Annotated in this window: 27 protein-coding genes and 1 riboswitch; of the genes, 2 read left to right on the top strand and 25 right to left on the bottom strand. The window is 43.2% G+C overall.

Translation table 11 applies throughout. From position 1 onward, the window contains the following. Nucleotides 1–270: 270 nt before the first annotated feature. The 9 genes from ACQKKO_RS16810 to ACQKKO_RS16770 all read right to left on the bottom strand — a co-directional run bounded on the left by ACQKKO_RS16810 (nucleotide 271) and on the right by ACQKKO_RS16770 (nucleotide 9,586). On the bottom strand, nucleotides 271–1,095 hold the full coding sequence (locus ACQKKO_RS16810; RefSeq protein WP_498649210.1) for an ABC transporter ATP-binding protein: 825 nt from the start codon (nucleotides 1,093–1,095) through the stop codon (nucleotides 271–273). A 17-nt stretch (nucleotides 1,096–1,112) separates the two neighbouring features. Further along, a complete protein-coding gene (locus ACQKKO_RS16805; protein ID WP_498649233.1) occupies nucleotides 1,113–2,123 on the bottom strand; it encodes a FecCD family ABC transporter permease in 1,011 nt (336 codons plus the stop codon). Nucleotides 2,124–2,137: 14 nt separating this feature from the next. Continuing rightward, nucleotides 2,138–3,181 (bottom strand): FecCD family ABC transporter permease, encoded by a 1,044-nt coding sequence (locus ACQKKO_RS16800; protein WP_498649209.1) that lies wholly within the window; start codon nucleotides 3,179–3,181, stop codon nucleotides 2,138–2,140. Between the two features lie 122 nt (nucleotides 3,182–3,303). Beyond that, nucleotides 3,304–3,525: a ribosome rescue factor BrfA gene (brfA, locus tag ACQKKO_RS16795; RefSeq protein ID WP_498649208.1), complete on the bottom strand. Its 222-nt coding sequence runs from the start codon at nucleotides 3,523–3,525 to the stop codon at nucleotides 3,304–3,306. 88 nt (nucleotides 3,526–3,613) lie between these two features. Beyond that, entirely contained in the window at nucleotides 3,614–4,792 is a 1,179-nt protein-coding gene (locus ACQKKO_RS16790) for an NAD(P)/FAD-dependent oxidoreductase (RefSeq protein ID WP_498649206.1), read from the bottom strand. A gap of 47 nt (nucleotides 4,793–4,839) precedes the next feature. After that, on the bottom strand, nucleotides 4,840–5,262 hold the full coding sequence (locus ACQKKO_RS16785) for a helical membrane plugin domain-containing protein (protein ID WP_498649203.1): 423 nt from the start codon (nucleotides 5,260–5,262) through the stop codon (nucleotides 4,840–4,842). A 337-nt stretch (nucleotides 5,263–5,599) separates the two neighbouring features. Next, the gene (ade, locus tag ACQKKO_RS16780; protein ID WP_498649202.1) at nucleotides 5,600–7,333 is read right to left on the bottom strand and encodes an adenine deaminase; all 1,734 of its coding nucleotides are present in this window, start codon (nucleotides 7,331–7,333) and stop codon (nucleotides 5,600–5,602) included. A gap of 129 nt (nucleotides 7,334–7,462) precedes the next feature. Continuing rightward, the gene (locus tag ACQKKO_RS16775; RefSeq protein ID WP_498649201.1) at nucleotides 7,463–7,774 is read right to left on the bottom strand and encodes a YerC/YecD family TrpR-related protein; all 312 of its coding nucleotides are present in this window, start codon (nucleotides 7,772–7,774) and stop codon (nucleotides 7,463–7,465) included. A gap of 69 nt (nucleotides 7,775–7,843) precedes the next feature. Then, entirely contained in the window at nucleotides 7,844–9,586 is a 1,743-nt protein-coding gene (locus ACQKKO_RS16770; RefSeq protein WP_498649198.1) for an adenine deaminase C-terminal domain-containing protein, read from the bottom strand. A gap of 139 nt (nucleotides 9,587–9,725) precedes the next feature. Between ACQKKO_RS16770 and ACQKKO_RS16765 the strand changes: the two genes are divergently transcribed. Further along, nucleotides 9,726–9,971, top strand: coding sequence for a YgaP-like transmembrane domain (locus tag ACQKKO_RS16765; RefSeq protein ID WP_498649197.1), 246 nt, complete (start codon nucleotides 9,726–9,728; stop codon nucleotides 9,969–9,971). Here the strand turns inward: ACQKKO_RS16765 and ACQKKO_RS16760 are convergent. The 14 genes from ACQKKO_RS16760 to ACQKKO_RS16695 all read right to left on the bottom strand — a co-directional run bounded on the left by ACQKKO_RS16760 (nucleotide 9,966) and on the right by ACQKKO_RS16695 (nucleotide 24,110). After that, nucleotides 9,966–10,322, bottom strand: coding sequence for a hypothetical protein (locus ACQKKO_RS16760; RefSeq protein ID WP_498649194.1), 357 nt, complete (start codon nucleotides 10,320–10,322; stop codon nucleotides 9,966–9,968). The two genes, ACQKKO_RS16765 and ACQKKO_RS16760, sit on opposite strands and share 6 nt — an antisense overlap. Before the next feature lie 617 nt (nucleotides 10,323–10,939). Next, entirely contained in the window at nucleotides 10,940–12,196 is a 1,257-nt protein-coding gene (gene purD, locus ACQKKO_RS16755) for a phosphoribosylamine--glycine ligase (protein ID WP_498649191.1), read from the bottom strand. 17 nt (nucleotides 12,197–12,213) lie between these two features. After that, nucleotides 12,214–13,752 carry a bifunctional phosphoribosylaminoimidazolecarboxamide formyltransferase/IMP cyclohydrolase gene (gene purH, locus ACQKKO_RS16750; RefSeq protein WP_498649190.1) on the bottom strand — a complete coding sequence of 513 codons (1,539 nt, stop codon included), beginning with the start codon at nucleotides 13,750–13,752 and terminating at the stop codon, nucleotides 12,214–12,216. Next, entirely contained in the window at nucleotides 13,745–14,338 is a 594-nt protein-coding gene (purN, locus tag ACQKKO_RS16745; protein WP_498649188.1) for a phosphoribosylglycinamide formyltransferase, read from the bottom strand. The genes purH and purN overlap by 8 nt, the downstream gene beginning before the upstream one ends. Then, nucleotides 14,335–15,372, bottom strand: a complete 1,038-nt coding sequence (gene purM, locus ACQKKO_RS16740; RefSeq protein WP_498649185.1) for a phosphoribosylformylglycinamidine cyclo-ligase — start codon at nucleotides 15,370–15,372, stop codon at nucleotides 14,335–14,337. The genes purN and purM overlap by 4 nt, the downstream gene beginning before the upstream one ends. Before the next feature lie 20 nt (nucleotides 15,373–15,392). Then, nucleotides 15,393–16,805, bottom strand: a complete 1,413-nt coding sequence (purF, locus tag ACQKKO_RS16735; protein ID WP_498649184.1) for an amidophosphoribosyltransferase — start codon at nucleotides 16,803–16,805, stop codon at nucleotides 15,393–15,395. Further along, nucleotides 16,790–19,006: a phosphoribosylformylglycinamidine synthase subunit PurL gene (gene purL, locus ACQKKO_RS16730; protein WP_498649182.1), complete on the bottom strand. Its 2,217-nt coding sequence runs from the start codon at nucleotides 19,004–19,006 to the stop codon at nucleotides 16,790–16,792. Before purL ends, purF begins: the two co-directional genes overlap by 16 nt. Beyond that, the gene (gene purQ, locus ACQKKO_RS16725; RefSeq protein ID WP_498649180.1) at nucleotides 18,990–19,673 is read right to left on the bottom strand and encodes a phosphoribosylformylglycinamidine synthase subunit PurQ; all 684 of its coding nucleotides are present in this window, start codon (nucleotides 19,671–19,673) and stop codon (nucleotides 18,990–18,992) included. The genes purL and purQ overlap by 17 nt, the downstream gene beginning before the upstream one ends. Next, a complete protein-coding gene (gene purS, locus ACQKKO_RS16720; protein WP_498649179.1) occupies nucleotides 19,670–19,921 on the bottom strand; it encodes a phosphoribosylformylglycinamidine synthase subunit PurS in 252 nt (83 codons plus the stop codon). Before purS ends, purQ begins: the two co-directional genes overlap by 4 nt. Beyond that, complete coding sequence (purC, locus tag ACQKKO_RS16715; protein ID WP_498649177.1) at nucleotides 19,921–20,631, bottom strand: phosphoribosylaminoimidazolesuccinocarboxamide synthase; 711 nt, start codon at nucleotides 20,629–20,631, stop codon at nucleotides 19,921–19,923. The genes purS and purC overlap by 1 nt, the downstream gene beginning before the upstream one ends. 20 nt (nucleotides 20,632–20,651) lie before the next feature. Then, a complete protein-coding gene (gene purB / locus ACQKKO_RS16710; protein ID WP_498649175.1) occupies nucleotides 20,652–21,947 on the bottom strand; it encodes an adenylosuccinate lyase in 1,296 nt (431 codons plus the stop codon). A 30-nt stretch (nucleotides 21,948–21,977) separates the two neighbouring features. Beyond that, the gene (gene purK, locus ACQKKO_RS16705) at nucleotides 21,978–23,111 is read right to left on the bottom strand and encodes a 5-(carboxyamino)imidazole ribonucleotide synthase (protein ID WP_498649174.1); all 1,134 of its coding nucleotides are present in this window, start codon (nucleotides 23,109–23,111) and stop codon (nucleotides 21,978–21,980) included. Next, on the bottom strand, nucleotides 23,108–23,593 hold the full coding sequence (gene purE / locus ACQKKO_RS16700; protein WP_498649231.1) for a 5-(carboxyamino)imidazole ribonucleotide mutase: 486 nt from the start codon (nucleotides 23,591–23,593) through the stop codon (nucleotides 23,108–23,110). The genes purK and purE overlap by 4 nt, the downstream gene beginning before the upstream one ends. Nucleotides 23,594–23,730: 137 nt before the next feature. Further along, nucleotides 23,731–23,832, bottom strand: a riboswitch (purine riboswitch). Nucleotides 23,833–23,909: 77 nt separating this feature from the next. Beyond that, nucleotides 23,910–24,110: an NETI motif-containing protein gene (locus ACQKKO_RS16695; protein ID WP_498649172.1), complete on the bottom strand. Its 201-nt coding sequence runs from the start codon at nucleotides 24,108–24,110 to the stop codon at nucleotides 23,910–23,912. 148 nt (nucleotides 24,111–24,258) lie between these two features. Here ACQKKO_RS16695 and ACQKKO_RS16690 point away from each other — a divergent pair, with 148 nt between their 5' ends. Continuing rightward, complete coding sequence (locus ACQKKO_RS16690) at nucleotides 24,259–24,963, top strand: hypothetical protein (protein ID WP_498649170.1); 705 nt, start codon at nucleotides 24,259–24,261, stop codon at nucleotides 24,961–24,963. A 196-nt stretch (nucleotides 24,964–25,159) separates the two neighbouring features. On the opposite strand, the gene ACQKKO_RS16685 is transcribed toward ACQKKO_RS16690, so the two are convergent. After that, nucleotides 25,160–25,720, bottom strand: coding sequence for an isoprenylcysteine carboxyl methyltransferase family protein (locus tag ACQKKO_RS16685; RefSeq protein WP_498649168.1), 561 nt, complete (start codon nucleotides 25,718–25,720; stop codon nucleotides 25,160–25,162). Continuing rightward, a complete protein-coding gene (locus ACQKKO_RS16680) occupies nucleotides 25,717–26,817 on the bottom strand; it encodes a type III polyketide synthase (RefSeq protein ID WP_498649166.1) in 1,101 nt (366 codons plus the stop codon). The genes ACQKKO_RS16685 and ACQKKO_RS16680 overlap by 4 nt, the downstream gene beginning before the upstream one ends. Nucleotides 26,818–26,889: the final 72 nt, after the last annotated feature.

Genomic DNA, 26,889 nt, shown 5'->3' with positions numbered 1-26,889 from the left:
GCAAAAAACCCTAGCGTAATCGCTTAGGGCGTGTTCTGAGATGCTATTTAATTGAAGAGTAACGTTTATAGTAGAAGCGAGATCCCTTTAACGATTCCAAATAAAGCCGCCCAGCAAGGTAAGCTAATCAGTAACGCCCAACCAGACCCAATCACGATATTCTCTTCTGTCTCCATGAACACGGCTCCCCTCTTCTTGTGGTTAACCTAAGTATAGAGGGCGCGTGTTAATGGAACATAAAGCACATGTAAAGATTATACGATGTTCGTATTAAGCATAGGCGTAAGTTTGTTTAGAACCAATTACTTTTGTACTTAATAGGTCGTACGTTAGACAAACAGGCTTATTTGTTCTTGGATCTCTAACAACCTCTGCATCGATATTAAAGACACGCTCAAGTACTTCACTAGTCATCACCATTTCAGGCATACCTTCTTTAACAATGGAGCCCGCATTCAGTGCGACCATATGATGAGCAAAACGTGCCGCATGGTTTAGGTCATGAATGACCATAACAATTGTGCGTCCTTGCTCCTTATTCAGTCTTTCAAGAAGCTGAAGAATCTCAAGCTGATGAGCCAAATCTAAATAAGTTGTCGGTTCATCAAGCAGGAGCAAATCCGTTTCCTGAGCAAGTGCCATAGCAATCCAGACACGTTGGCGCTGGCCACCCGATAACGCATCGATAGGACGATCGTGAAATTCAAGCATACCTGTTACTTCAAGAGCCCAATAGATCAAATCATGATCTTGTTTCGTTAGTTTGCCGAAGCCTTTTTGGTGCGGGAAACGTCCGTAAGATACAAGCTCCATTACTGTTAAACCACTCGGAGCTTCAGGCGTTTGAGGCAGAATAGCCATTTTTTTCGCAATGGTTTTTGTTGATTCTTTATGAATTGCAGTCCCGTCTAAGTAGACCGCCCCTTTTTTTGCACTATGAATTCGAGCCATCGTTTTCAGAATCGTAGACTTCCCACATCCATTTGGACCTATAATTGTGGTTATTTGTCCTTCGGGAATCTCTAAATCAAGTCCCTTAACAATATCGCGATCACCATATGAAATATCCAAAGCTTCTGTTTGAAGTCTAACCATTCTACTCACTCCTCAAGTTATGGGGTTTTCATTAATAGATATAAAAAGTAAGGCGCGCCAAGTATCGCTACGACGAGACCTACAGGTATTTCAGAAGGCTGTAACACATTACGGCCGAGCATATCCGCTACTAGTAATAGCAATGCGCCTACAAGCGCTGAGGCAGGGATTAAATATTGGTGCTTCGGACCAACTAGCTTTCGTGCAATATGAGGTGCAACAAGTCCAAGAAAGGCAATTCCGCCACCTACAGCAACACATGCTCCTGCAAGCGCAACGGATAAGAACAAGAGGATTCTCCGCTCTTTTTCTACACGAGCACCTAAGTTCGTTGCTACTTGATCACCTAAGTTTAAGATATTTAAATACCTAGCTTTATAAAGTGTAAACGGTATGAGGATTAGAATCCAAGGCAATGTCGCTAAAACAAACTTCCAATTTGTTCCCCAGATGCTACCTGACAACCATATCGTTGCTTGCATGAAGTCACGAGGGTTCATTTTTAACTGAAACACAAGCAGGGCAGCGGCAAAGCCTGCATTAATCCCAATTCCAACTAAAATTAACCTGACAGGTGTCACACCTTTTTTCCATGCTAGAACATAGATTAAAAAGGCAGCTAGCATGGCACCGAGTAATGCAAAGAAAGGCATAATGAAAATAGAAAGAGTTCCGAGACCGGTAAGTGATCCTTGGAAAAAGAAAATGAAGAGGACCACTGCGAAACCGGCACCTGCATTTATCCCTAAAATCCCTGGATCTGCGAGTCCATTCTGCGATACGCCTTGAAGAATAGCACCTGATACAGCAAGTCCTGCACCAATTAAAAGAGCAATGACCATACGCGGTAAGCGAAATTGAAAGAGCACAAGTGCGTCCTTGTCTGTACCCATTCCAAAAAAGGTCTTAAGCACATCAATTGGTGCGATACGAATGTATCCTAAATTTAAACTTAAAAGAAACACTGCAATAATGGCGATCATTAATATCCCAAAGATAATATAAGGTTTTTTACTTTGTTTGGTCAGATTAAATGGGTCCATTACAATCCCCTCCCGTCTCGTCTAGCAAGGTACAGGAAGAACGGAACGCCAACTAATGCAGTGATTGCCCCGACCGGTGTTTCAAAAGGAGGATTCACCATCCGGGCTCCAATATCGGCAAGGACAAGCAAGAGAGCTCCCAATATCGCCGAGCAAGGTATGATCCACCGATAATCGACCCCGACTAAAAAGCGAGTGATATGCGGAATGACTAGCCCAACAAAGCCAACGGACCCGGCAACAGAAACCGCAGCACCTGTTAAAAGCAACACCACAATGGTACCGAGGATCTTAATCAAACGGGTACGTTGCCCAAGCCCCTTTGCTACCTCGTCTCCTAAGCTCAAGACAGTCACAGACCTGGCAAGTATAAATGCGAGTGTTAATCCAACAATCGCAACTGGCACAATGATTTGAACACTCACCCATCTTGTACCCGCTAGTCCGCCTGCAAACCAGAAGCTAATATCCTGCGCTACATCAAATCGGATGGCAATGGTAGATGAGATGGCGCTCAGAAACGCACCAACTGCGGCTCCAGCTAAAGCGAGCTTAACAGGAGTTAAACCACCTCGCGACATCGACCCGACTCCAAAAACGAGTGAGGCACCAAGTCCAGCTCCAGAAAATGACCAAAGCATTAGTTGCAGGGACGAGGTATGCGGAAAAAACGCAAAAGCGATGGCAATAGCAAATGCCGCCCCGTCCGTTACTCCCATAATAGAAGGTGAAGCCAATGGGTTTCGAGTCATCCCTTGCATAATTGCGCCAGATACAGCGAGAAACGCACCAATTAAAGCAGCACCTAATGCACGAGGCATTCGTAATTCTTGAATAATTTGGTGTTGAGTAAGCTCTGGATTAAAATGAACTAACGCTTGCCAGACTGTTTGAAGATCAATGTCTGCAGCTCCTAAAGCAATGGAGGCCCCTATTGAAAGGCATAAAACGAATAGTCCTACTACCAAAATAAACGTAGCCACTAACGGACGCTTTTTTATCTTTTTCAGTTCTACTGTTTGATCTTCTTCAAGAGTTGCCATACTGTTCATCCTATCTTGACGTCTGCGATATACAAATGGTGACTTTTACACGTATGTTCTCATTCATTAATAGTAACATTGATAATCATTATCATACCGTATGATTCTATCCAAGTAAACGATTAATGGAGCTTTTTCTTAATCTGTTCATAAAAAAAAGAATCATCGTCTCCCGTTCGGATCGAATGATTCAGTGATGTTCTTTTATTTAGAAAGTCTTTTTTGGTTTTTGTTTTTCTCGTTGCTAAATCAGCAAACGCATAGGGGCTACGGTTCTTACTTGGGTTACGCATTCCTTCTCGCTCTAGCTTCTTGCGGTGCTTTTGAGCTTTTGAACGTGCCATATCAGTCATCTCCTTTTATTCAGATATCCTCATTATAAAGGAAACAAAAAAAATCTGAAAGCTCGTGGTTGAGCTTTCAGAATACAGATTAGTAAGCTAAGCTAAATAATCCTTTAATGTGAGTTAGGTAACGAACATTACTTGCTTCTTTCATAAGGGAAGCAGGCATTCCTTTTAATGGCGTTGCATTTTGACCAATTGTTGCTACGGCATCTTTGCGGCCTAAGCTTGCTAGAGTTCCGGAGTCAATTGGGCTAAACGGCGCACATGTTTTTCCTTCAAGGTAAGCATACAAGTTATAACCAACCAATTCACCCATTTGCCAAGCAATTTGAGCAGTTGGTGGGTATGGACGACCATCTGGTGAGAAGTAGACAGCACTATCTCCTACTACAAATACATCTTCATGAGAAGTAGATTGAAGTCCTTCTGTTACAGTCGCACGACCACGGTTTACTTCAAGTCCAGATTCTCCTACTAGAGGATTCCCTTGAACGCCACCCGTCCAAACAAATGTGTTGGCTACAATTTTTTGACCGTCTTTCAGATCAATAACATTGCCTTCCACGTTTGTAACAGGAAGACCTGTTAAGAACTCAACACCACGTTTTTCAAGACTCTTTGTCGCACGTTCAATCAAATGATCAGGCAATACAGGAAGAATCTTTGGACCAGCTTCTACTAGTTTTAATTTAATATCGTGCGGATCTACACCAAGAGATCTAGCAAAAGCAGGTAATGTATCAGCAAGCTCACCAACAAGCTCAACACCTGTTAGTCCACCACCACCTATTACGATTGTAGCGTCTGCTTCATTTTTTGTTTTTGCATACTCACGGATGCGATCTTGGATTTGATTAAAAACTTGATTCGCTTCAGCAGCTGATTTAAGAACCATGCTGTTTTCTTCAAGTCCAGGAATGCCGAAGTAAGCTGTTTTACTTCCAAGACCAACTACTAATGCATCATAGCTAAGCGTGCTTCCGTCTGATAACGATACTTCTTTGTTATCAACAGAGAACGAGTTAACCGTTGCAATCTTAAGGTCGATCGCTTTCCCTTTAAATAATTTTTCAAGTGGCATAGCCACAGCGTCCTCAGCAATATTTCCAGCTGCTAAACGGTGAAGCTCTGTAATAATTTGATGAGTTCCTGTTTGGTTAACCACTGTTACTTTTGCTTGAGATTCACTGTAATAATTTCTAACAGTTAAAGCAGCTAAAAGTCCGCCATAACCTGCGCCTAGGATGACAATATGTTTTGACATTCTTTTTTCCTCCGTTTTTAAGTCAACTATTCAGCCGTTCACTTGAATTACTTCTTGTTCTCACGCTCGTTCATTACATTAAGGTAAGCTTGAGTGAAGCGGAATAATTTTTGAGCTTGAGGGTCTTTTAGAAGTTTCATTAGGCCAAAGATACCAATGACTTCATTACTTGCTTCTGCACGCTCTTTTGCTTCAATTGCTGTTTGAGCAACTTCCTTCGCTGTTTCTTTAACAGGCTCAAGAAATTCCGTAATTGCTCCAACTGTATCTGCCTTCAGCACATCATCAGTAGCAACAGAATGAGCAAAGTCGTATGATTTCGTCATGACTGTAATCATTTCAGTCAATTTTGGTAATTGATCAACTAGCGTTGTGAGTGATTCTTGTACCTCTGGTTTCAAAAGCTGATCAAGTAATTCTACTTGTTGCTTGCTTAATGAAACTTGTTGTTGTTCGCTCGTTTCTGACATGTACAATTCTCCTTTACTTTATAGCCTTGAGCTATTTTCTCCTAGCTTGTATAGGATTATGTAGAGCCTCTTACAATTTATCAAATGTGAATATACTCACAAACATAAATAAAAAAACACTACAAATATGGGCAAGGCCTTACTGACTACCGTATATAGAATAATCCTTTACGCTGTTTTTGTCAAAAAATCTTGACAGTTTTATGACAGGATCATGTGAAGAAATTCCGCACTGGGAGAATACTCGCTCATTTTTGTTCGTAAAACATGAAAGGCAGATGTTTCGCTTAAGAAACATCTGCCTTCTCTTCTTAATTTCGTCCTAACCTATGTGTTCTCACTGAATCGAAACGTGCTTGAATTGTGTGACGTCGAATAATCCAGTATCGGTTAATTTTAAAGCTGGGATAACTGGTAAGGCTAAAAAGGCAAGGGTTAAAAATGGGTCCCAGTCTTCGTTAAAACCGATGTCCTTTAAAGCGTGTTCTAATGCTTGAATTTCCTTTTGGACGATTTTATGGGGCTTCGTTGACATTAATCCGGCAAGGTCTAGCGACAAGCTAGCCACTACTTTTCTTTCCTTGACCACAGCCATCCCGCCATCTATTTCTTTCACATGATTAATCGCAGCAAGGATACTTACATCATCCGTACCACATGCAATCACATTATGAGAATCGTGCGCTACTGTTGAAACAATCGCACCATTTTGAATGGGAATTCCCTTTACAATGCCTACTCCTACATTACCTCGCTGCTTATGACGCTCAACTACCGTAAGTTTTAATTGATTTTTTTCCGGGTCAGGCTGAAAGCAGCCATCACTTACCTGAATCGGTTCTTTTATTGCTTTTGTGATGATCGAACCAGGAGTACTTTCAATAATTGTTGCATCTTGCTCTGGACTTGCCGGAAGCTTTAGATCAAGAAGTGAGATAGGAGCCATGTTTATGCTTTTCAGTAATTGGTCAGGTACGGCAATTGATTCCCGAACGTTTTTTGCAAGCTGACCATTTGTTGCATGTAGCTCACCTTTTACAAAGACGGACTCGACTGCAAATGTAGTGAGGTCGTTCACCAGAACAAATGTAGCCTCATAGCCCGGTGCAATGGCACCCTTCTCCTGTAATCCAAATGCTTCTGCCGCATTCAATGTAGCTAGTTGAATGGCTTGAAGCTCTGACATTCCAAGTTTAATTGCCTTACGGATGCTTCCATCAATACTGCCTTCTTTTATAAGATGATCTAAGTGACGGTCATCTGTAGCAAAAGCAAATCGTCTTGCATTCGCAGGTGTTATCGCAGGTAAAAGGGCTTCTAAATCCTTTGCTGCAGTTCCTTCACGAATCAACACATACATTCCACGACGAACTCTCTCTAACGCTTCCTCCGCTGTCACCGCTTCATGATCGTTGCGAATGCCTGCCGTACGATACGCATTCAATGCGTAGATATCTAAGCCTGCAGCATGCCCATCTACCACATGGTCCCTTGCATGCGCACTTAATATCTTTTCAAGCATATCCGTTTCACCAGACAAAACAGCGGGATAATTCATCACTTCTCCGAGTCCAAATGCGTTACCTTCTGCGAATAAGGTTTTCACATCTGCTGCCGTTACGTCTGCTCCATTATGTTCAAACGGGGCAGCTGGTACACAAGATGGAATCATCATTTTAATATCCAGTGGCAGATTCTTTGAAGCATTCATCATATAGCGAACAGCGTCTGCTCCACCGACATTTGCAATTTCGTGCGGATCGGCAATCACCGTTGTTACACCTTTTGGCACCACAATTTTACTGAACTCCTCGGGAGGAACCATCGCTGATTCAATATGGATGTGACCATCAATTAATCCTGGACTAATATAGGCTCCCTTCGCATCAATCCGCTTCTTGGACTCTGGATAAGATCCGATTCCTACTATGAGTCCATCGCTCACAGCTACATCCGCTTCAATGATTGTTAAGTTAAAGACATCAATGACTTTACCATTCGTAATGACAAGATCTGGTACGCCCTGCTTAGAAGAAGCCGCAATGGTTGTCTTGAGTGATTCTGCGTTCATCGTGCAAGCCCCTTTCAAACACGTTTTTTTATATTTGAACTATTGTAGTCTATTTTAGCAATCGATGCACACTTTTTTTCAAAAAAAAGCTATCTGTACATGGCAGAACCATGTCAGATAGCTTTTTGCTTATTCGGTTGACTCTGTTTGTTCTTCCTTAATGCGATCCAGTGCCATAGTGTAGCTGTCATTACCGTAATTCAAGCAACGTTTGACCCGAGAGATTGTTGCTGTACTTGCCCCAGTCTCTGTCTCAATTTTGTGATACGTATATCCATTTTGAAGCATTCTTGCTACTTCAAGACGTTGTGCCAGTGACTGTATTTCATTAATTGTGCAAAGATCATCAAAGAATTCGTAGCATTCCTCTAGATCTTTTAGTGAAAGAACGGCTTTAAACAGTTGATCAAGTTCCTTACCGCGTAACTTATCGATTTGCAAACATTTCACGCCTTTCCAAGAATTTCGGCATGCCTGATCTTTTTGACCAGGAACTTATACTTTACCATTTTAGCGCATAATCGCAGGAAAGAGTATCTTTTTCTTTGTTACATCGTAGATTCCTCTTTGTGTGACGCGAATATATGGCAAGTGAGTGGAAGAAAAGAATTGTAAACTATAAATCGGATCTTCATGCTTATAGCCTCGTTCACGGAGTAACGATACAAATCTTTTCTCTTCTTCCATAATACCTTCCATTGACTTATTAGACATCGCTCCGTTTAAGGAAAGAACGATATTTCCAATCACTTCTCCATCCTCAACAAGTGCCATACCGCCGCCTTGTGCCTTAACAGCGCGAAAGGCTGCAACCATGTCTTTTACATTTTTACCGATTAAAATGAAGTCACCTGTGTTAGAGAAGGAACTCGCAAAACCTTTGATCTTATTCGAGAATCCTTTAATCATGGTATTAATCATCCATTTTCCATTTTTGTCGATCAGAACGAAGAAGCTCTCATCATGCGTTTCACTTAGCTCGTTGACAGTCCCTTCTACAGAGATACGGTAAGGCTTCAAGATAACGGCATTCACCATTTCAATTCCCATCGGCATAGAGAAGTGTAACTCGCTTTCATCTAAGTCCCAGCTAGTATCAAGTGGTTTAATGCCATAATCGCTCCAGCCAAAGGACTCCTCTCCTTGGCATTCAACTCCATCACGAACAATCCACTGACCTTTTGCCAGCACACCAATCGGTTTCGGTGAATGTTTGTCGGAAAGAAAATTGAGATGAGCAATACGTCCAGGCGCAATCATTCCAAGCTTGTGATCCAGATTATAATATCTGGCTACATAATACGTCGCCATTCCGTACGCATCAAAATCAGATAACCCGGCATCAAGAGCCATTTTGATTAATTTATCCATCACACCATCTTCATAGAACGAAGGAGGCGATCCATCTGTAGTCATGATACAGCGAACAAAATGATCAACTCCAAGCTCTTGCATTTCACGAAGCAGATTTGGTAAGTCAGGTCGCATGGAGGAATGGCGTAACGAAGTCATATACCCCATATCCAGTCGTCGAACAGCTTCTTCCCCATTTATTGATTCATGGTCGCATGTGACACCAAGCAGCGCCATTTGAGATAACGTCCGTTCAGACGCTCCTGGCAAATGACCTTCAATCGGCTTACGTAAGCGGCTAGTCTCCTGCATCCAGTGTAACGTAGAGTCATCACCTTCTAGTACTTTTGGCCAAGATGTTAATTCGCCCCCTTGGACAACCAAATGATGCTCAAGCCATGCTTTCATTCGAGAATTCGTAAAATGAGCCTCACTCTGAAGCTCGGTCTGAGGGTCATATCTTGCCCACCAATACATACTTGCAGGCATTTCCTCTAGCTTCTCAATCAGAGAAAGCGCTTTCTTTTTTTCAACATTCGAAAAGAAATACAAATTATCATTAATCAAGGTTGTTGTCCCACGAGCTGAAGCATATCTTGCAAAGCTATGGGGATTATATAATTGAAACGGATGAGCATGGTGCTCAATATACCCAGGTACAACGACTGAGTTCTTACATTCAATTATTTCTGTATCCTTATCTGTTACCGGGGGAAGCTCCTGTCCAACATAAACAATTCGATCATCCGCAATCCAAATATTTGCTTTAAGCCATTTTCGTCTGGCGTGATTGAGATACGTAGCATTTTTGAGAACAATAGAAGGCGCTTTTTCTCCCCTGACGACATCAAGGTGCTGGCGCAAGCGTTTCTTTGTCCAGCGATATATGCGTTCCGTCATTGGCAGATCACCCATTTCATTTTTTCTTTTGTCTATATGTTATCACAAAATCAAGGTTATATAGGAAAAACTTGTGACATCTTTTCACACATTAATTGCTGAAAGCATTAAATAACTTTTTAAAGTGGAGGAACGGATCATGAAGCCAAATTTAAATCTCATTGAATCATTTATTCGCCTTACATGTGGGCTCACCTTGCTCGGCTTATTCTCGGCTAAGAAGAAAGCATCCCTTATTGGTTTTATCTGCATTATTCTAGGTGCATTAAAGGTAGCAGAAGGAATCACCCGCTTTTGTCCTATTAAGTATATGAACAAGGCAAATCAGATAGAAACAAAAAAACACGAACATCATCAAGATGGACGTGTGATGAACCCATCATAAAGCTGGGTTCTTTTTCTTGATTCCAATTAAAAGCCCAATTCCTAGACCGAATAAACTGAGAATATAAAAAAGAAGCAATGAACCTTCAACACCAAAGGGAATGAAGAAATAGGACCACCGTTCAACTTGGAATGCTTGGACACATAGGTAGGAAATGCCGTATGAAATAAAGGGAATGGCGATGGATTCAAGTCCCAACAACCTACGTCTTATTAAGAAACCAATTAAAATAAAAACTATGCCCCACCCAATGTAACCAATGACAGCATGATACGAAAAATCCAGTTGCATCCCAATATAGCCGTAAGGGATTAATGAAAAAATCAGAAACAAGGCAATGCGTCTATTCATCGGTTTCCTCCAGGCTAGGTTTTATTGATAATGATAAGATTAGTAAAACATGGAAAGTGAGAGTTACGCAATAGTGGGTTTTTGGGGTGGGGTGTACTTTGCTTCAATTATACTTCTATCGCATGGATATAGCTCTCCATCACATTCATCCCTCCTCCATCGCATGGATCCAGCACCCTATCACTTCCATCCCTCCTCCATCCCATGGATCCAGCACCCTATCACTTCCATCCCTCCTCCATCCCATGGATCCAGCGCTCTATCACATCCATCCTTCCTCCATCCCATGGATCCAGCACCCTATCACATTCATCCTTCCTCCATCCCATGAATCCAGCACCCTATCACATCCATCCTTCCTCCATCCCATGGATCCAGCGCTCTATCACATCCATCCTTCCTCCATCCCATGGATCCAGCACCCTATCACATTCATCCCTCCTCCATCGCATGGATCCAGCACTCTAACACATTCATCCCTCCTCCATCCCATGGATCCAGCACTCTATCACCCCAATCCCTACTCCATCCCAGCAATCTAACCTTCATCACGCACTGCTCTCCCCTCCCCAACAACAAAAAAACAGCACCCGCTTAAGCAGATGCTGCTCTTTTCATTATTTAATTGCTTTATCAGCAATATCTGTTCGGTTAAAAAGGCCTTCGCTCTTAATATGGATCAGAGATTCATAGGCTTTTTCTTTTGCTTCTTGAATGGTTTCTCCTTTGGCTGCAACAAGGAGGACGCGGCCTCCGTTTGTTTGCCAGATGCCGTCATGAAGAGTTGTTCCTGCATGGAAAACGAGTCCTTTTTTGGCAGCTGCTTCGAGTCCGGCGATGGCCACACCTTTTGGATACTCTCCAGGGTAACCAGTACTCGCCATAACCACACCGACAACTGCTTCTTCTGACCAAAGGAGATCTGGTTTTTCACCATTGTGGAGTTTCTCCATCACGTCGATTAAATCCGTTTCAAGTCGTGGCAGTACCACTTGTGTTTCTGGATCTCCAAAGCGTGCGTTAAATTCAATCACTTTTGGTCCAGTTGCTGTCATCATTAAGCCTGCGTACAAAATTCCTGTAAAGGGTGTACCTTCTTCCACCATTGCTGCAGCCGCTGGTTCTAATACAGCACGAACTGCCACATCTACTTGATTGGCATTAAACTGAGGCACAGGAGAGTATGCACCCATCCCGCCTGTGTTTGGACCTTTGTCCCCATCAAACGCACGCTTATGGTCCTGTGCTCCGACCATTGGCACTACGATGTCGTTATGAACAAATGCCATAAGGGATAGCTCTTCCCCTTCTAAATACTCCTCAACTAACACACTTGCTCCAGCATCCCCAAAGCGATTCGCTTCTAATACATCAGACAAAGCAGCTAGTGCTTCTTCTTCTGTCATAGCTACCGTTACACCTTTTCCGGCTGCGAGTCCGTCTGCTTTGATGACGATCGGTGCACCTTGTGTTTTTACATAAGACGCGGCTTCCTCATAAGAAGAAAAGGTTGCTGAGGCTCCTGTAGGAATGCCATACCGGTTCATAAGATCCTTCGCAAAGGACTTACTGCCTTCAATTTTAGCTGCGGATTGGTTCGGACCAAATACCTTTAACCCAGACCCTCTAAAATGGTCAACAATACCAAGACTTAAGGGCACCTCGGGACCAATCACTGTCCACTCTACGTTGTTTTCTTTAGCAAACGAAATCAAACCCGCAAAATCGGTTTCACCAATGGATACAACTTCTGCTACATCAGTCATTCCTGGGTTTCCTGGTGCTGCAAACACCTTTTCAACTTTTGTGCTTTGCGAGAGCTTCCACGCGATGGCATGCTCTCGTCCACCGCCTCCAACTACAAGTACATTCATTGTGGCATCCTCCGCTCTTAGTGTTTAAAGTGACGTGTGCCAGTGAAGACCATGGCAATGCCGTACTCGTCCGCTTTTTGAATGGATTCTTCATCACGGATCGATCCACCCGGCTGAATAATTGCTTTTACCCCAGCTTTGCCTGCTGCTTCCACTGTGTCTCCCATTGGGAAGAAAGCATCAGATGCGAGCGCCGATCCATCTGCACGCTCACCTGCTTGCTCAATGGCAATCCCTGCCGCACCAACACGGTTCATTTGTCCAGCTCCAACACCCACTGTCATTTCACCATTTGTTAATACAATCGCATTGGATTTTACATGCTTTACGACTTTCCAGCCTAATTTTAGTGCTGTCCATTCGTCTTCTGTTGGTTGACGTTTTGTTGGAACGGTCCAGTTACTCTCGTCCACTTCTGGTTTATCTTCCTCTTGAACTAATAATCCACCTTGAACAGATGTCACTTTATTTACTGCTTTTTCCGTTGTTTCAATCTCTAGTTGAAGTAAGCGAATGTTTTTCTTTCTCGTTAAAATTGCTTTAGCTTCCTCTGTAAAGCTTGGCGCGATAATCACTTCTAAGAATATCGTAGACATTGTCTCAGCAGTAGCCGCATCTACTTCACGATTTAATGCGATAATTCCACCAAAAATAGAGACCGAATCTGCTTCATACACACGGTTAAATGCTTGCTCAATCGTTTCACCTGTACCGACTCCACATGGATTCATGTGCTTCACAGCGACTGCCGCTGGCTCAGAAAATTCCTTTACAATCTCAAGCGCTGCATTCGCATCACCAATATTGTTGTAAGAAAGCTCTTTACCATGAAGCTGTGTGGCATTTGCGATTGAGCTTTTATCTCCTTGAGCAGACTTGTAGAACGCTGCTTTTTGGTGTGGGTTCTCACCGTAACGAAGAGATTGACTACGCTCATATGTAAGGGTTAGAGACTCGGGGTATTCTTCTCCCACCGCTTCTGTTAAATAGCTTCCGATCATCGCATCATAAGCGGCCGTATGGCGGAATACTTTTGCTGCTAATCGACGACGCGTGTCGCCATTAACAGAACCGTTTTCTTTTAGCTCAGTTAATACATGCTCATAATCAGCAGGATCTACAACAACCGTTACATGGTTATGATTTTTTGCTGCTGAACGAAGCATACTTGGTCCACCGATATCGATATTTTCAATTGCGTCTTCAAACGTAGCGTTTTCCTTTGCAATCGTCTCAGCAAATGGATAAAGATTCACGACAACAAAATCAATGGGATCGATTGAATGCGTTTCAAGAGCTTCCTGGTGCTCAGCCTTCTCACGCATCGCGAGTAAGCCACCATGGATGTTAGGATGAAGGGTTTTGACACGACCATCAAGGATTTCTGGGAAACCAGTGACTTCTGAAATGCCGATAACAGGGACACCCGCGTCTTCAAGCGCTTTTTTGGTTCCACCTGTTGAGATGACTTCAATGCCTTGTTCTACGAGTCCTTGAACAAATGGTACTAATCCTTCTTTTTTCGATACACTGACTAATGCTCGTTTCTTACTCATTTTGTCCGTCTCCTCCTACAACTTTTCTCTCCATGATTTGCTTAACCGTTTGCGGATACAGCTTGTGTTCAATTGCTTGAATCTTACGAAACACATCTTCAGTTGAATCAGTTGTTTCTATGAGAACTTTTTCTTGAGCAATAATTGGTCCAGTATCCATTCCTGCATCCACATAATGAATGGTCACGCCTGTTTCACTTACTCCTGCTTCTAATGCCTGCCCGACTGCATCTAACCCAGGAAAAGCTGGTAAAAGCGATGGGTGGATGTTCACAATTCGACCCTCGTATGCGTTTAGCAGAGTGGAACCAATTAATCTCATATACCCTGCTAGACAGACAAATTCTACACCGTGCTCTTGCAAATGAGAAACGACTTTAGCTTCATAGTCTGCTTTTGATGGAAAGTCCTTGGGAGCTAACGCAATAGCAGGCACCCCGTGGCGCTCAGCTTTAGTCAGAGCACCAGCACCTGGTTTGTCAGAGATAAGCAGCGCGACCTCACCACCTAATTGCTTTTGGGATGCGGACTGCATCAAAGCTTCAGCATTTGAGCCTGTGCCAGAAGCAAATACGGCGATCTTCATGAATCAATGCCTCCAATAGCTACTCCTTCTCCCTCGGTTACACGACCAATGATGTATGCCTGCTCACCTTCAGCTTCAAGCGTACGAATCACATCAAGGTGCTCATCTTCTGGGACAATAAGCATCATTCCAATTCCCATATTAAAAGTAGAGAAAAGATCTTTTTCACTCAATTCTCCTTCTCTTTTTAGAACATTGAATATGGGTGGAATTGGCCATGAGCCATTATCAATCTCAACTTTTGTCCCTGCTGGTAGCATTCTTGGAACATTTTCATAGAAACCGCCTCCTGTAATGTGGGCAAGCCCATTTACGGTATGGTGTTTGATCGCAGCTAGTAACGGCTTCACATAGATCTTGGTAGGTGTTAATAGCACATCACCGAGTGGTTTTTCAAGTCCTTCTACATGATCAGTAAGAGCGTACCCTGATTTCTCTAGTAAAACATGTCTTACAAGTGAGAAACCATTGCTGTGTATACCACTTGAGCTTAGTCCAATGACAACATTGCCAGGCTTGATTGCATCCCCTGTGATCAGTGTGGACTTCTCCACCGCTCCAACAGAAAATCCTGCTAAATCATATTCCTCTGGATCATACATGCCCGGCATTTCTGCTGTTTCGCCCCCAATAAGAGCACATCCAGCTTGTTCACAGCCATCCGCCACACCTTTGACAATGGCTTCAATTCGTTCTGGATCAGCCTTTCCACATGCGATGTAATCAAGGAAAAAAAGCGGCTCTGCACCCTGAACAACAATATCGTTTACACACATCGCAACGGCATCTACACCGATTGTGTCATGCTTATCCATCATAAAAGCAAGCATAAGCTTTGTTCCTACACCGTCTGTTCCGGATACAAGGACAGGTTCTTTGTAGTTTAAGGAAGATAAATCAAAGTTTCCTCCAAATCCACCCAAACCTCCAAGAACACCTGCGCGTGCTGTTCTTTTTACGTGTTGTCCCATTCGTTTCACTGATTCATAGCCTGCTTCAATATCAACGCCGGCTTGTTTGTATGCATCTGACATGCGAATGCTGCCTCCCTTTATTACACCTTTGCGTGTGGATGAACTGTATCTGCGTAAATTTCTGTTGGATATTCTCCTGTAAAGCAAGCCAAACATTGACCGCAATTACTCATCTCTGGGTTGCGTCCAATTCCTTTCATTAACCCGTCTGTGCTTAAAAAGGCTAAGCTATCAGCCCCCATCATGTCACGCATCTCATCTAACGTATGTTGTGAGGCAATGAGCTCTGAAGTCGTGGATGTGTCTATTCCGTAAAAGCAAGGATGCTTAATTGGAGGTGAACTGATGCGCACATGAACTTCAAGTGCTCCAGCTTCCTTCAACATGTTCACAATTCTCCGACTTGTTGTTCCACGAACGATCGAGTCATCAATCATAACCACTCGCTTGCCTTCAACCACACCACGAACAGCTGAGAGCTTCATCTTTACACCTTGTTCACGTAGCTCCTGTGAAGGCTGAATGAAGGTACGTCCAACATAGCGGTTCTTAATTAGTCCAAGTTCGTAAGGGATCCCTGTTTGCTCGGCATACCCAATAGCTGCTGAAATACTAGAGTCAGGCACACCTGTCACCACGTCTGCTTCAATTGGTGCTTCCATTGCAAGTTGTTTGCCTAGCTGTTTTCTAGCTGTATGAACGTTAATAGTTTCCACATTGCTATCAGGGCGAGCAAAGTACACATACTCCATGCTACAGATCGCAGGGTTCGGTGATTTGTCGTACTGTTCACTGCGTAATCCATTGTCATCAATGATGACCATTTCTCCAGGAAGTACGTCGCGTTCATAGGTTGCACCAATGATGTCAAAGGCACAGGTTTCAGAAGCAACAACATACGCCTCCCCAATACGACCAATTGCAAGTGGTCTCAGTCCGTTTGGATCCATCGCTACGATGAGTTGATGTTCATTCATCACCGCAAACGCATAAGCTCCTTTTAGCATGGCAAGCGCATGGCGGAATTGGTCCTCTAAAGACCAATAGCCGCTACGCTTAATAAGATGCGCGAGTACTTCTGTATCAGATGTAGATTGAAAAATACTTCCTTGGTTTTCAAGCTGAAGCTTAAGGTTATTGGCATTCACAATGTTTCCGTTATGTGCAATGGCCAGTCCGCCTACCTGCGAGCGAAACATAAGTGGCTGCACATTAGCGAATCCCCCACCACCAGCCGTTGCGTAACGAACATGACCGATGGCAGCAGAGCCGTGAAGAGAATGTAAGGTTTGTTGATCAAAGACTTCATTTACGAGTCCTAGTCCTTTATGAACATTCAACGTGTCTCCATCAGAAACAACGATGCCTGCTCCTTCCTGACCACGATGCTGAAGACTATGCAAACCATAATACGTAATTTGCGCTGCGTCCTTATGTCCCCAAACAGCAAATACTCCACACTCTTCATTTAAGCCTTTTATTTCAGCAAACATGGAATGGCTCCTTTCCAAGCCTTAACGATTTCTTCTTGAGACAGATCGAGAACAGCCTTGCCATTCTCATCACAAACTACCAATTGATTTTCATTCGTTACTTCACCAATACATTCTGCATCCACAATCGCTTCAAATGCTGTGCGATGTTCAGGAGAAACCGTAACAACAAAACGAGATTGACTCTCTGCAAAAAGATGAACCGGGTTTGTTCCTTCTTGCTGAACGCGAACACCCACAGTACCAGATGTCATTCCTTCTGCTAATGCAACTGCAAGACCACCTTCAGATACATCATGAGCAGATGCAACAAGTCCTGTTTGAATTGCTTTTAGAAGTTGTTCTAAACGAGCTTTCTCAAGAGATAAATCAATCTCAGGTGCCTTCCCGAAAATACGGCCTTCTTGAAGCTTCTGAAGCTCACTTCCGCTAAACTCAGGCTTTGTTTCGCCTAAAAGATAAACAAGATCGCCAACTGCTTTGTAATCTTGCGTTGTAATATGATCAAGGTCTTCAATCAAACCAACCATGCCAATAACAGGCGTTGGGTAAATCGCTCCACCAGCTGTTTCATTGTAAAGCGATACGTTCCCCCCGATAACAGGCGTTTCAAGCGTACGGCATGCTTCGCTCATTCCATCTGTTGATGTTTCTAGCTGCCAGAAGATTTCAGGCTTATCTGGGCTACCGTAGTTTAAGCAGTCTGTTACTCCAAGTGGTACACCACCAGATGCGACGATGTTACGTGCCGCTTCGGCAACTGCAATCTTTCCACCCACTTCAGGATCTAGATATAGATAACGCGAATTACAATCTGTTGTCATAGCTAATGCTTTACGTGTATCACGAATACGCACAACAGCAGCATCTGACCCAGGTGATACGACTGTATTTGTTTGAACCATATAATCGTATTGATCGTAGACCCATTCCTTACTAGCAATGGTTGGCTGGGCTAATAGTTTAAGTAACGTTTCATTAAAGTCTTCTACTTGAGGAACATAAGCCGCTTGTTCTTGGAACTCCTTGTAATAAGCTGGCACAGATGAAGGCTTGTGATAAACAGGTGCTTCTTCAGCTAGGGCATCTACAGGAACATCTGCCGCTACCTCACCGTTATGCATAAGGCGAAGTCGTTTATCGTCTGTTACATAACCAACTTCTGCTGAAAGCAGTCCCCATCGATCTACGATTTCTTTAATTTCTGCTTCTCTTCCTTTTTTAACAACGATAAGCATACGCTCTTGAGATTCAGATAACATCATTTCATAAGCTGTCATGCCTTTTTCACGCTGTGGAATCAGGTCTAGATTCATTACAATTCCAGAGCCTGCTTTACTTGCCATCTCCGCTGAAGATGAAGTCAGTCCAGCTGCTCCCATGTCTTGAATCCCAACTAAAGCGTCACTTTGAATTAACTCAAGGCAAGCTTCAAGTAAAAGCTTCTCCATAAATGGATCCCCAACTTGAACGGCTGGGCGCTTCTCTTCTGAACTTTCACTTAACTCCTCAGATGCGAATGTTGCACCGTGGATTCCGTCTCGGCCTGTGCTTGCGCCAACATACATCACTGTGTTTCCTAAACCTTTTGCTTGCCCTTTTTGAATATCTTTATGATCGATTAATCCAACACACATTGCATTCACTAGAGGGTTGCCTTCATAACAAGGATCGAATTGCACTTCTCCACCAACAGTTGGTACACCGATGCAGTTTCCGTATCCTGCAATTCCCGCAACAACCTCTTCAAAGAGGTAGCGTACCTTTGGCGACGTTAGTTCACCAAAACGAAGTGAATTTAAAATAGAGATTGGTCGTGCCCCCATTGAGAACACATCTCGTAAAATTCCGCCAACTCCGGTTGCAGCTCCTTGATATGGTTCGATTGCTGAAGGGTGGTTGTGGCTTTCAATTTTGAAAACAACCGCCTGTTCATCGCCAATATCAATAATTCCGGCACCTTCACCAGGTCCTTGAAGAACTTTTTCACCTGTTACGGGGAACTTCTTAAGAAGAACCTTTGAGTTTTTGTAGCTGCAATGCTCTGACCACATAACTGAGAATAATCCGGTTTCTGTGTAGTTAGGGGTACGCCCTAAAATCTCTTCAACAAGCTGGAATTCATCATCAGTTAAACCCATAGCCTGATACAGCTTATCTTTTTTTACCTGTTGGGATGTTGGTTCAACGAGTAGTGACATGAGAGTCCCTCCAGTTTTTTAGAATAGATTGAAATAATGGTAGCCCTTGGTCACTGCCAAGAATCTCTTCTACTGCGCGTTCAGGGTGAGGCATCATACCAAGTACATTTCCTGCCTCATTCACAATCCCTGCAATTTGATGACGCGATCCATTTACATTCTCGCTATATCGGAACACAATTTGATTGTTTGCTTCAAGAGACTGATAGGTTTCCTCGTCACATTCATAGTTTCCTTCACCATGTGCGACAGGAATCGTAATCTCTTGTCCCTTTGTATAAGTTGAAGTGAATAATGTATCTGCGTTTTCTACGGATAGTTGTACCGGACGACAGATAAATTTAAGTCCCTCGTTACGCTTCATGGCACCCGGCAGTAAACCAGCCTCCAAGAGAACCTGGAATCCATTACACACACCAAGAACGGGTACACCTGCATTCGCTGACTCAATAACCGCGTTCATAATTGGCGCAAATCTGGCGATGGCACCTGAACGAAGGTAATCACCATGGGAGAAACCACCTGGCAATAGAATGCCATCATACCCATCAAGTGAGGTATCGTTGTGCCAAACGTAATCTACCTCTTCCCCAAGCTGGTCGCGGATAGCATGGTACATATCCGCGTCACAGTTGGAGCCTGGAAATACTATGACCGCAAACTTCATGAAGAGACAACCTCCTCAATGTCATAGCTATAGTCTTCAATAACGGTATTCGCTAAAAGCTTCTCGCACATTTCTTTTACACGAGCATCCACATCACTTGTATCTGCAAGTGTCAGCTCCATGTATTTTCCGATACGCACTTCTTGTACTTCCTTATACTCCATAGTGTGTAGCGCATTTTGAACCGCTACTCCCTGTGGATCAAGAACACTTTCTCTTAACGTTACGTAGACTTTAACTTTATACATTATTGGCCTCCCAAGCGTGTTAGTATTTCCTGATATCCATCCTGCAAGCTTCCTAGATTACGGCGAAACAGATCTTTATCTAGCTTTTGGTTTGTTTTAATATCCCAAAGACGACATGTGTCAGGTGAAATCTCATCAGCCAAAAGTAGCTTTCCTTCGTTTGTACGACCAAACTCTAATTTAAAATCAACGAGCCTTACACCAATTCCTGCAAACAACTCTACTAATAACTCATTTACTTTTTTTGCTTGAATTTTAAGAGATTCAACTTCTTCGGCTGTTGCTGCTTCTAAGAGATACACATGATCCTCTGTGATGAGAGGATCTCCTAATGCATCATCCTTGTAGTAGAACTCAACGATTGGTTCAACAAGTGGCGTGCCTTCCTCAATTCCAAGACGCTTCGCCATACTCCCAGCAACGACATTTCGAACAACCACTTCAAGTGGAACGATCTCCACCTGACGAACAAGTTGCTCCGTGTCAGATAATCTCCGAATAAAGTGACTTTGAAGTCCTTTTTCATTCAAATGAGTAAAGATTAACGTAGAAATTTCATTATTCAACCTCGCCTTACCTTCAAGCGTATCCTTTTTCTCTCCGTTAAATGCTGTGGCATCATCCTTATAAGTGACCCAAAGAACACCCGGTTCAGACGTTTGATAAATTCGTTTTGCTTTTCCTTCGTAAAGCTGCTGCTGCTTTTCCATTGGTGTGGACCTCCTAAGGTTTACTGTAAGCCAAGGCGATTAAAAATCGTGTCTACATGCTTTAAGTGGTGCTCGTAGTTAAAGCATTCATCAATTTCTTCCTTAGATAGCACCGCTGTAATGCGCTCTTCTGCATCAACAAGCTCGCGGAATTGAATCCCTTCTTCCCACGCCTGTGTAGCTTTTGGTTGAACAAGGTCATACGCTTCCTCACGAACCATGCCTTTATCAATAAGAGAAAGGAGCACGCGTTGCGAGTAAATAAGCCCGTATGTACGCGTCATATTACGCTTCATATTCTCAGGGAAAACCGTAAGATTCTTCACGATGTTCGAGAAACGATTTAGCATGTAATTCAGACCAATGGTTGCGTCCGGTAAAATCACTCGTTCAGCAGATGAGTGAGAGATATCTCGTTCATGCCATAGTGGTACGTTTTCGTAGGCTGTCAGCATGTAGCCTCTAATTAAACGAGCCAGTCCAGTCATGTTTTCAGAACCGATTGGGTTACGTTTGTGTGGCATCGCAGACGATCCTTTTTGACCTTTTGCAAAAAATTCTTCAACTTCACGCGTCTCACTCTTTTGAAGACCACGAATCTCAACAGCAAATTTCTCTACAGACGTTGCAATCAGTGCAAGAGTCGCCATATATTCTGCGTGACGATCACGCTGTAATGTTTGAGTAGAGATTGGCGCTGCATTCAGTCCAAGCTTTTCACAGACAAGCTGCTCAATTTGTGGGTCAATGTTGGCATAGGTTCCAACAGCACCAGACAGCTTACCAAAACGTACGCCTTCCGCTGCGTGCTTAAAGCGTTCAATATTACGTTTCATTTCCTCATACCATAAGCCAAGCTTCAAACCAAATGTTGTTGGTTCCGCATGAACACCGTGCGTACGGCCCATCATCACCGTAAACTTATGTTCAATGGCTTTGTTTTTTAAGATCTCTAGAAAGCGATCTAAGTCCGCAGCTAAAATATCATTTGCTTGTTTAAGTAAATAAGAAAGGGCTGTATCTACAACATCCGTTGACGTCAGTCCGTAATGAACCCATTTGCGCTCTTCTCCAAGAGTCTCAGATACTGCACGTGTAAAGGCAACAACATCATGTCTTGTCTCTTCTTCAATTTCAAGAATTCGTGCAATGTCAAAGCTCGCATGCTCGCGAATCTTTTGTACATCTTCCTTTGGAATCATTCCTAGCTCAGACCATGCTTCACACGCAACAATCTCAACCTCTAGCCAAGCATTATAACGGTTTTCATCAGTCCAAATGGCGCCCATTTCCGGACGAGTATAACGTTCAATCATGTAAGTAAGCCTCCATATAGTATCTATAAATTAGTTCGTTGCTTCTTTCTTAAATTGCTCAAGCTGATTAAGTGCAGTCTCTACTGTATCTGCAAGAACAGTCAGATGACCCATCTTCCGTTTTTCCTTTGCTTCAGCCTTCCCATATAAATGAAGCGAAATATCACCTAAAAGATGTAGCTTCTCGTATAAAGGCTTGATATCCTCACCGAGTACATTCTCCATTACAACTGGCCTTAAGAGCTCCGTGCTACCAAGTGGTAACCCGCATACAGCTCTAATTTGCTGTTCAAATTGCGATGTCCGGCACGCTTCGATCGTATAGTGTCCAGAGTTATGCGGACGTGGGGCAATCTCATTTACAAGAATATGACCATCCTCTTGAACAAACATCTCAACTGCAAGTGTTCCAACTACTTCAAGACCTTCTGCAAGCTTTAATGCAATGGCTCTCGCTTCTTCAGCCGTGCCTTCAGAGATTCGCGCCGGCACAATCGACTGGTGCAAAATATTGTTCTTATGAATATTTTCGGCTACCGGGAAGGTACTTGTTTCTCCATTACGCGAACGCGTCACAATCACTGAAACCTCGCTCTGAAATGAAATCCATCCTTCTAGGACCAGCTCGCCTGCTTGAGCGAGTTCTGTCGCAGCCTTCTCAAGCTCTTCAAACGTATGAACAACAGCTTGACCTTTTCCGTCGTATCCACCTCGACATGTTTTCAAAACTGCCGGAAGTCCAACAGTCTCACAGGCTGATTGAATATCCGAGAGTGACGAAACCTCTGCATAGGGTGCCACCGTTACGCCTAATGATTCAATTGTTCGTTTTTCTGTTAGACGATGCTGACTAACCCGTAACACGTCAAATCCTTGTGGAAAATCAACATGTTCTGTCAGCCACTTCGCCGTTGATTCATCTATGTTTTCAAACTCATATGTGATTACATCGCTTAACTCCGCAAGCTTAGCTGCTCCGTCAAGATCGTCGTACTTTGCTTCAATCACATGATCAGCGACTTGAGCACAAGGGGAATCGTGTGTTGGTTCTAAAACCGCAATTCGGTAACCCATTTGCTTCGCTGATTGAGCCATCATTCTTCCTAATTGTCCACCACCGATCATGCCGATGGTTGTCCCGGGTTTTACTAGTACATCACTCATAACATATCACTACTTGCAAGGACAGCTTCTTCCGTTTGTTTGCGCTTGGTTAGCACGGCATCCTGTACGGCTTGATTCGTTATCCCAACAATTTGTGCTGCTAGGATTCCCGCATTTGTTGCACCGGCACGACCAATAGCGACGGTCGCCACAGGAACACCACCTGGCATTTGGACAATCGACAAAAGCGAATCAAGTCCATTTAACGCCTTGGATTGAACTGGAACACCAATAACAGGTATTGGCGTTTTCGCTGCCACCATACCAGGTAGATGTGCGGCTCCTCCTGCTCCAGCAATGATGACTTTCAGACCTCGTTCAACAGCTTGTTCCGCATATTGAAACATCAGATCTGGTGTACGATGTGCCGAAACGACTTTCTTTTCATAAGGAACATTTAACTCATCCAACATGTCACACGCGTGACTCATTGTTTCCCAATCAGATGTACTTCCCATGATTACGCCAACAACTGGCTCCATCACCATCATTCACTCCCTCGTATGACTGCTTGTTTCAAACAAAAAAACGCAGAATCAGATCCTAATCTGCACAATGAGAGAAAGACAGCTAATTCCGCGCTTTGACGCACTCACTCTACATGAAAAAAAGTAGACAAAAGCGCGATATCTTCCCTCATAGTCTGATAATTTACGGTTATCAGGTAGAAACGTATGGGCCATATTCCCAAAATTATATGAGGTGTTATTTCGTTTTTTATCGACAATGCACATTAATCTTACAAGGTATTTTTAAGAGTGTCAACTAAAAGTCGAACGGTTATATCTAATTAAAGAATTATTGTTCGTCTTCCTCTAATATTCCTTCAAAAATAATCTGCTGATGGCTGATAACTGGAGTTTTTGAGCCATTTTCCTTAAAAACAGGTTTCTCCATCCGACGAACAGGACGATATCCCTCCTTTTTCATTCGATCGAGACAATCTGCTAAACTCTCCTCCGGCGCAACACTAAATTGCTGTTTACGTTTTTTAGCCAACCTAACTCCCCCTAAATAAACTCTTCATTATGATTGTAGCATGAGGGCCACTTTCGTTCGACAAAATCCAATGATCGATTGAATGAACCACCAATGATCGTTAAACTATAAATACACCAATGTATGACAGGGAATGGGGCGATGTACGTTGAGGCGAAGAACACTCTTTTACCTATCAGGTATCATAAGTGCAGTTGCTCTATCTTATTTCTTTTTCAGCCTATTAAAACAGACTGGACCGGAGAAAAGACTAAACCAATATCTTCAACAGTTACAGCAGACAGATTTTCAATTTCAGTCAGACGACTTGTTAGATTTCATTGATCCTTCTCAAGTAAATGATGAATATCTTGACCAGATTGAGCAACAAATTGACGAGTTCGAACCTTTTGAAGGATACGTAATTGGGGAGGTGCCTGAGCAAAGCGAAGAGGGAGTTTATATCCCTGTCACGATTCGATGGGACGAGTATTGGGAGCATGAGTTTGAATTTCACCTCAGACTGCTCAACAATAAATGGGTGATTGCACTCAATATTGAAACCATTTCATCTCTTATGCAATCCACGAGTCCGCCTGCTCTGTACGTGCAGACAAACTTAAACTATGTAAACACATTCGAAAACAACACGAGTACTCGCATACAATTTGAAACGAGTCCTCTCTTCTATTACATGCTGTTAGGTCTTCCTTACGAGGTGCGTTATGATGCGACCAATCAAGCGTTCACCCTTCCCATCAATGTAGGCAACGAACCCTTCTTCACGCCACCTGAAGGATCGGCTTCATTTCCCGATGGAACGAACATTACCTTCGAACCTTATATTTTTGATGTATTCAACGAACTAGAATAAGAACAGATCAAACAAGAGACGGGGACATAACGTTAATGTTGTTAGCAAAACACGAATTCAGCAAAAAATCCGCTGCAGGAGAATCCCTCACACCCGCGTGTCTTCCTAAAAAATATTAAAAGAACGAATGGCGAATGATTCGATGGTAGAATCATTCGCCATTTTCTCATTGAATTTAGTTTTGTCCCAGACTCCTTTACTTCTTTCGAATACTAATAAACCGTCTCACATGTTTAAACGTCTGCTGATAGCTGCCTTCGTGATTAAGCGCCTCTTCTTCTGCTTTAATTCGAACGCTTAGCATTACTACATTCAACAAACTAAATACGATAGCCGTTATGTAGGCCTGGAAGACAAGCGGCAAAAAGAAGATCTCCAAGATGACAACCACATAGTTAGGATGACGAATCCACTTGTACGGTCCTCGGTTCACAGGCTCAGCTCCAGGCAATACGATAATCTTGGTATTCCAGCTTCTACCGAGTGTGACCAGCGCCCATACTCGTATCGCTTGAGCAATTAAAAAGAAAACAAGCGGTAACATGCTCCACATCGACCATACTGATTGCCTTAAGGTTACCTCAAGCAATAATGAAAGGAAAAATGAAACATGAAGAGCAACCATGACAGGATAATGGCTCGCTCCAGCTTCAAAAGCACCACGATCCTTCATCCAGCGTTCATTTGACTTAGCCACCCCAACTTCAGCGAGCCTTTGCACGATGACAAGCCCAATAAAGAGATAAACGAGTATCAATGGACGATTCCCTCCCACTCAACGTGTACAAGCTCAGAACAGAAACCTGGCCCGAGGGCAGCAATCAATCCGCGATAACCGAGTGGTCTGTCTGCTTCCATAAATTCTTTTAACACATACAGCACAGTCGGCGAGGACATGTTTCCATACTTTCTTAATACTTCTCTAGAAACAGCCGTTTCTTCAGGTGAAAAGCCTAATGCTTTTTCATAGGACTCAAGCACCTTTTTCCCACCAGGGTGTGCAACAAAGGCATCAATGTCAGATAGCTGCACCCCCTCTGACTGCAGAAATTCCTTCACATTTGGTTCAAGCCATTTCTCTACGATCCCCGGGATACTTCGTGAAAAGACAACGTGCAATCCTGAATCACGCACATCCCATCCCATCACATCCTCTGATTGAGGCATTAATGTCGATCTGCTCCCGAGAAAGCGAGGAGATGTTTCTTTTACAAGATCAAAGCGAAGCGGACTCTCATCTCCACCCACTAAGGCACATGCCACCCCATCTGCAAAAAGCGAGGTTCCGATCAAATTACTTTTAGAATGGTCATTCTGTTGAAAGGTTAAGCTACACAACTCCACACAGATGAGCAGAACATTTTCCTCAGGGTGAGCCTGACAATACTCAAAGGCTCGGCTTAACCCCGCAGCTCCTCCAGCACAGCCCAGCCCCCATATTGGAATTCGTTTTGTGTGCTTATCAAATGAAAGATGGTTCATCATTCGTGCTTCCAATCCTGGCGTAGACATACCTGAGCTAGTTACACAAATGATGGCATCAATCTCATCCACACCCACTCTTCTTTTTAAAAAGGTGCTGTTTTGAAGACAATTCCGAATCGCAGCAACGCCATACTTTACAGCAAGTTCAATAAATAAATCATTTCGTTCTTTCAACGTATGTGGTGCGTGGAACCACTCCATCGGCGCCGCAAAATAACGCTCATCAATTTGTCCATTACCAAACACGGTTAAGAGACGCTCGATGTCTTCAAAGCTTTCACTAAATAACTCCCGCGCGAACTCCATAGTGTCCTCTTGACGAAGCTTGTGGGGAGGTGCGTATGTACTGATTGAATAGACAGAAGGCATGTTTGTTCCACCTCACTCGTTAATACACTTATCGTGCCACGCAATAGGGAAAATATTCATTTTATTCTATTG

It is taken from the genome of Alkalihalobacillus sp. NPDC127517, from assembly GCF_050276055.1.
GTDB lineage: Bacteria > Bacillota > Bacilli > Bacillales > Bacillaceae_D > Alkalicoccobacillus.
Note: the sequence above shows the minus strand (reverse complement) of the source record. Positions and strands in the feature narration are given on the sequence as shown.

Excerpts from the sequence above, each read along its gene's own strand:
- ACQKKO_RS16760 (WP_498649194.1), bottom strand. The coding sequence starts at position 10,322 with ATGAATAGACGCATTGCCTTGTTTCTGATTTTTTCATTAATCCCTTAC.
- purH (WP_498649190.1), bottom strand. The coding sequence starts at position 13,752 with ATGAGTAAGAAACGAGCATTAGTCAGTGTATCGAAAAAAGAAGGATTA.
- purM (WP_498649185.1), bottom strand. The coding sequence starts at position 15,372 with ATGTCAGATGCATACAAACAAGCCGGCGTTGATATTGAAGCAGGCTAT.
- purD (WP_498649191.1), bottom strand. The coding sequence starts at position 12,196 with ATGAATGTACTTGTAGTTGGAGGCGGTGGACGAGAGCATGCCATCGCG.
- purN (WP_498649188.1), bottom strand. The coding sequence starts at position 14,338 with ATGAAGATCGCCGTATTTGCTTCTGGCACAGGCTCAAATGCTGAAGCT.
- ACQKKO_RS16680 (WP_498649166.1), bottom strand. The coding sequence starts at position 26,817 with ATGCCTTCTGTCTATTCAATCAGTACATACGCACCTCCCCACAAGCTT.
- purE (WP_498649231.1), bottom strand. The coding sequence starts at position 23,593 with ATGGAGCCAGTTGTTGGCGTAATCATGGGAAGTACATCTGATTGGGAA.
- ACQKKO_RS16810 (WP_498649210.1), bottom strand. The coding sequence starts at position 1,095 with ATGGTTAGACTTCAAACAGAAGCTTTGGATATTTCATATGGTGATCGC.
- ACQKKO_RS16770 (WP_498649198.1), bottom strand. The coding sequence starts at position 9,586 with ATGACGGAACGCATATATCGCTGGACAAAGAAACGCTTGCGCCAGCAC.
- purL (WP_498649182.1), bottom strand. The coding sequence starts at position 19,006 with ATGTCACTACTCGTTGAACCAACATCCCAACAGGTAAAAAAAGATAAG.
- purK (WP_498649174.1), bottom strand. The coding sequence starts at position 23,111 with ATGAGTGATGTACTAGTAAAACCCGGGACAACCATCGGCATGATCGGT.
- ade (WP_498649202.1), bottom strand. The coding sequence starts at position 7,333 with ATGAACGCAGAATCACTCAAGACAACCATTGCGGCTTCTTCTAAGCAG.
- purC (WP_498649177.1), bottom strand. The coding sequence starts at position 20,631 with ATGGAAAAGCAGCAGCAGCTTTACGAAGGAAAAGCAAAACGAATTTAT.
- purQ (WP_498649180.1), bottom strand. The coding sequence starts at position 19,673 with ATGAAGTTTGCGGTCATAGTATTTCCAGGCTCCAACTGTGACGCGGAT.
- purF (WP_498649184.1), bottom strand. The coding sequence starts at position 16,805 with ATGTTTGCTGAAATAAAAGGCTTAAATGAAGAGTGTGGAGTATTTGCT.
- purB (WP_498649175.1), bottom strand. The coding sequence starts at position 21,947 with ATGATTGAACGTTATACTCGTCCGGAAATGGGCGCCATTTGGACTGAT.
- ACQKKO_RS16800 (WP_498649209.1), bottom strand. The coding sequence starts at position 3,181 with ATGGCAACTCTTGAAGAAGATCAAACAGTAGAACTGAAAAAGATAAAA.
- purS (WP_498649179.1), bottom strand. The coding sequence starts at position 19,921 with ATGTATAAAGTTAAAGTCTACGTAACGTTAAGAGAAAGTGTTCTTGAT.
- ACQKKO_RS16785 (WP_498649203.1), bottom strand. The coding sequence starts at position 5,262 with ATGTCAGAAACGAGCGAACAACAACAAGTTTCATTAAGCAAGCAACAA.
- ACQKKO_RS16790 (WP_498649206.1), bottom strand. The coding sequence starts at position 4,792 with ATGTCAAAACATATTGTCATCCTAGGCGCAGGTTATGGCGGACTTTTA.
- ACQKKO_RS16765 (WP_498649197.1), top strand. The coding sequence starts at position 9,726 with ATGAAGCCAAATTTAAATCTCATTGAATCATTTATTCGCCTTACATGT.
- brfA (WP_498649208.1), bottom strand. The coding sequence starts at position 3,525 with ATGGCACGTTCAAAAGCTCAAAAGCACCGCAAGAAGCTAGAGCGAGAA.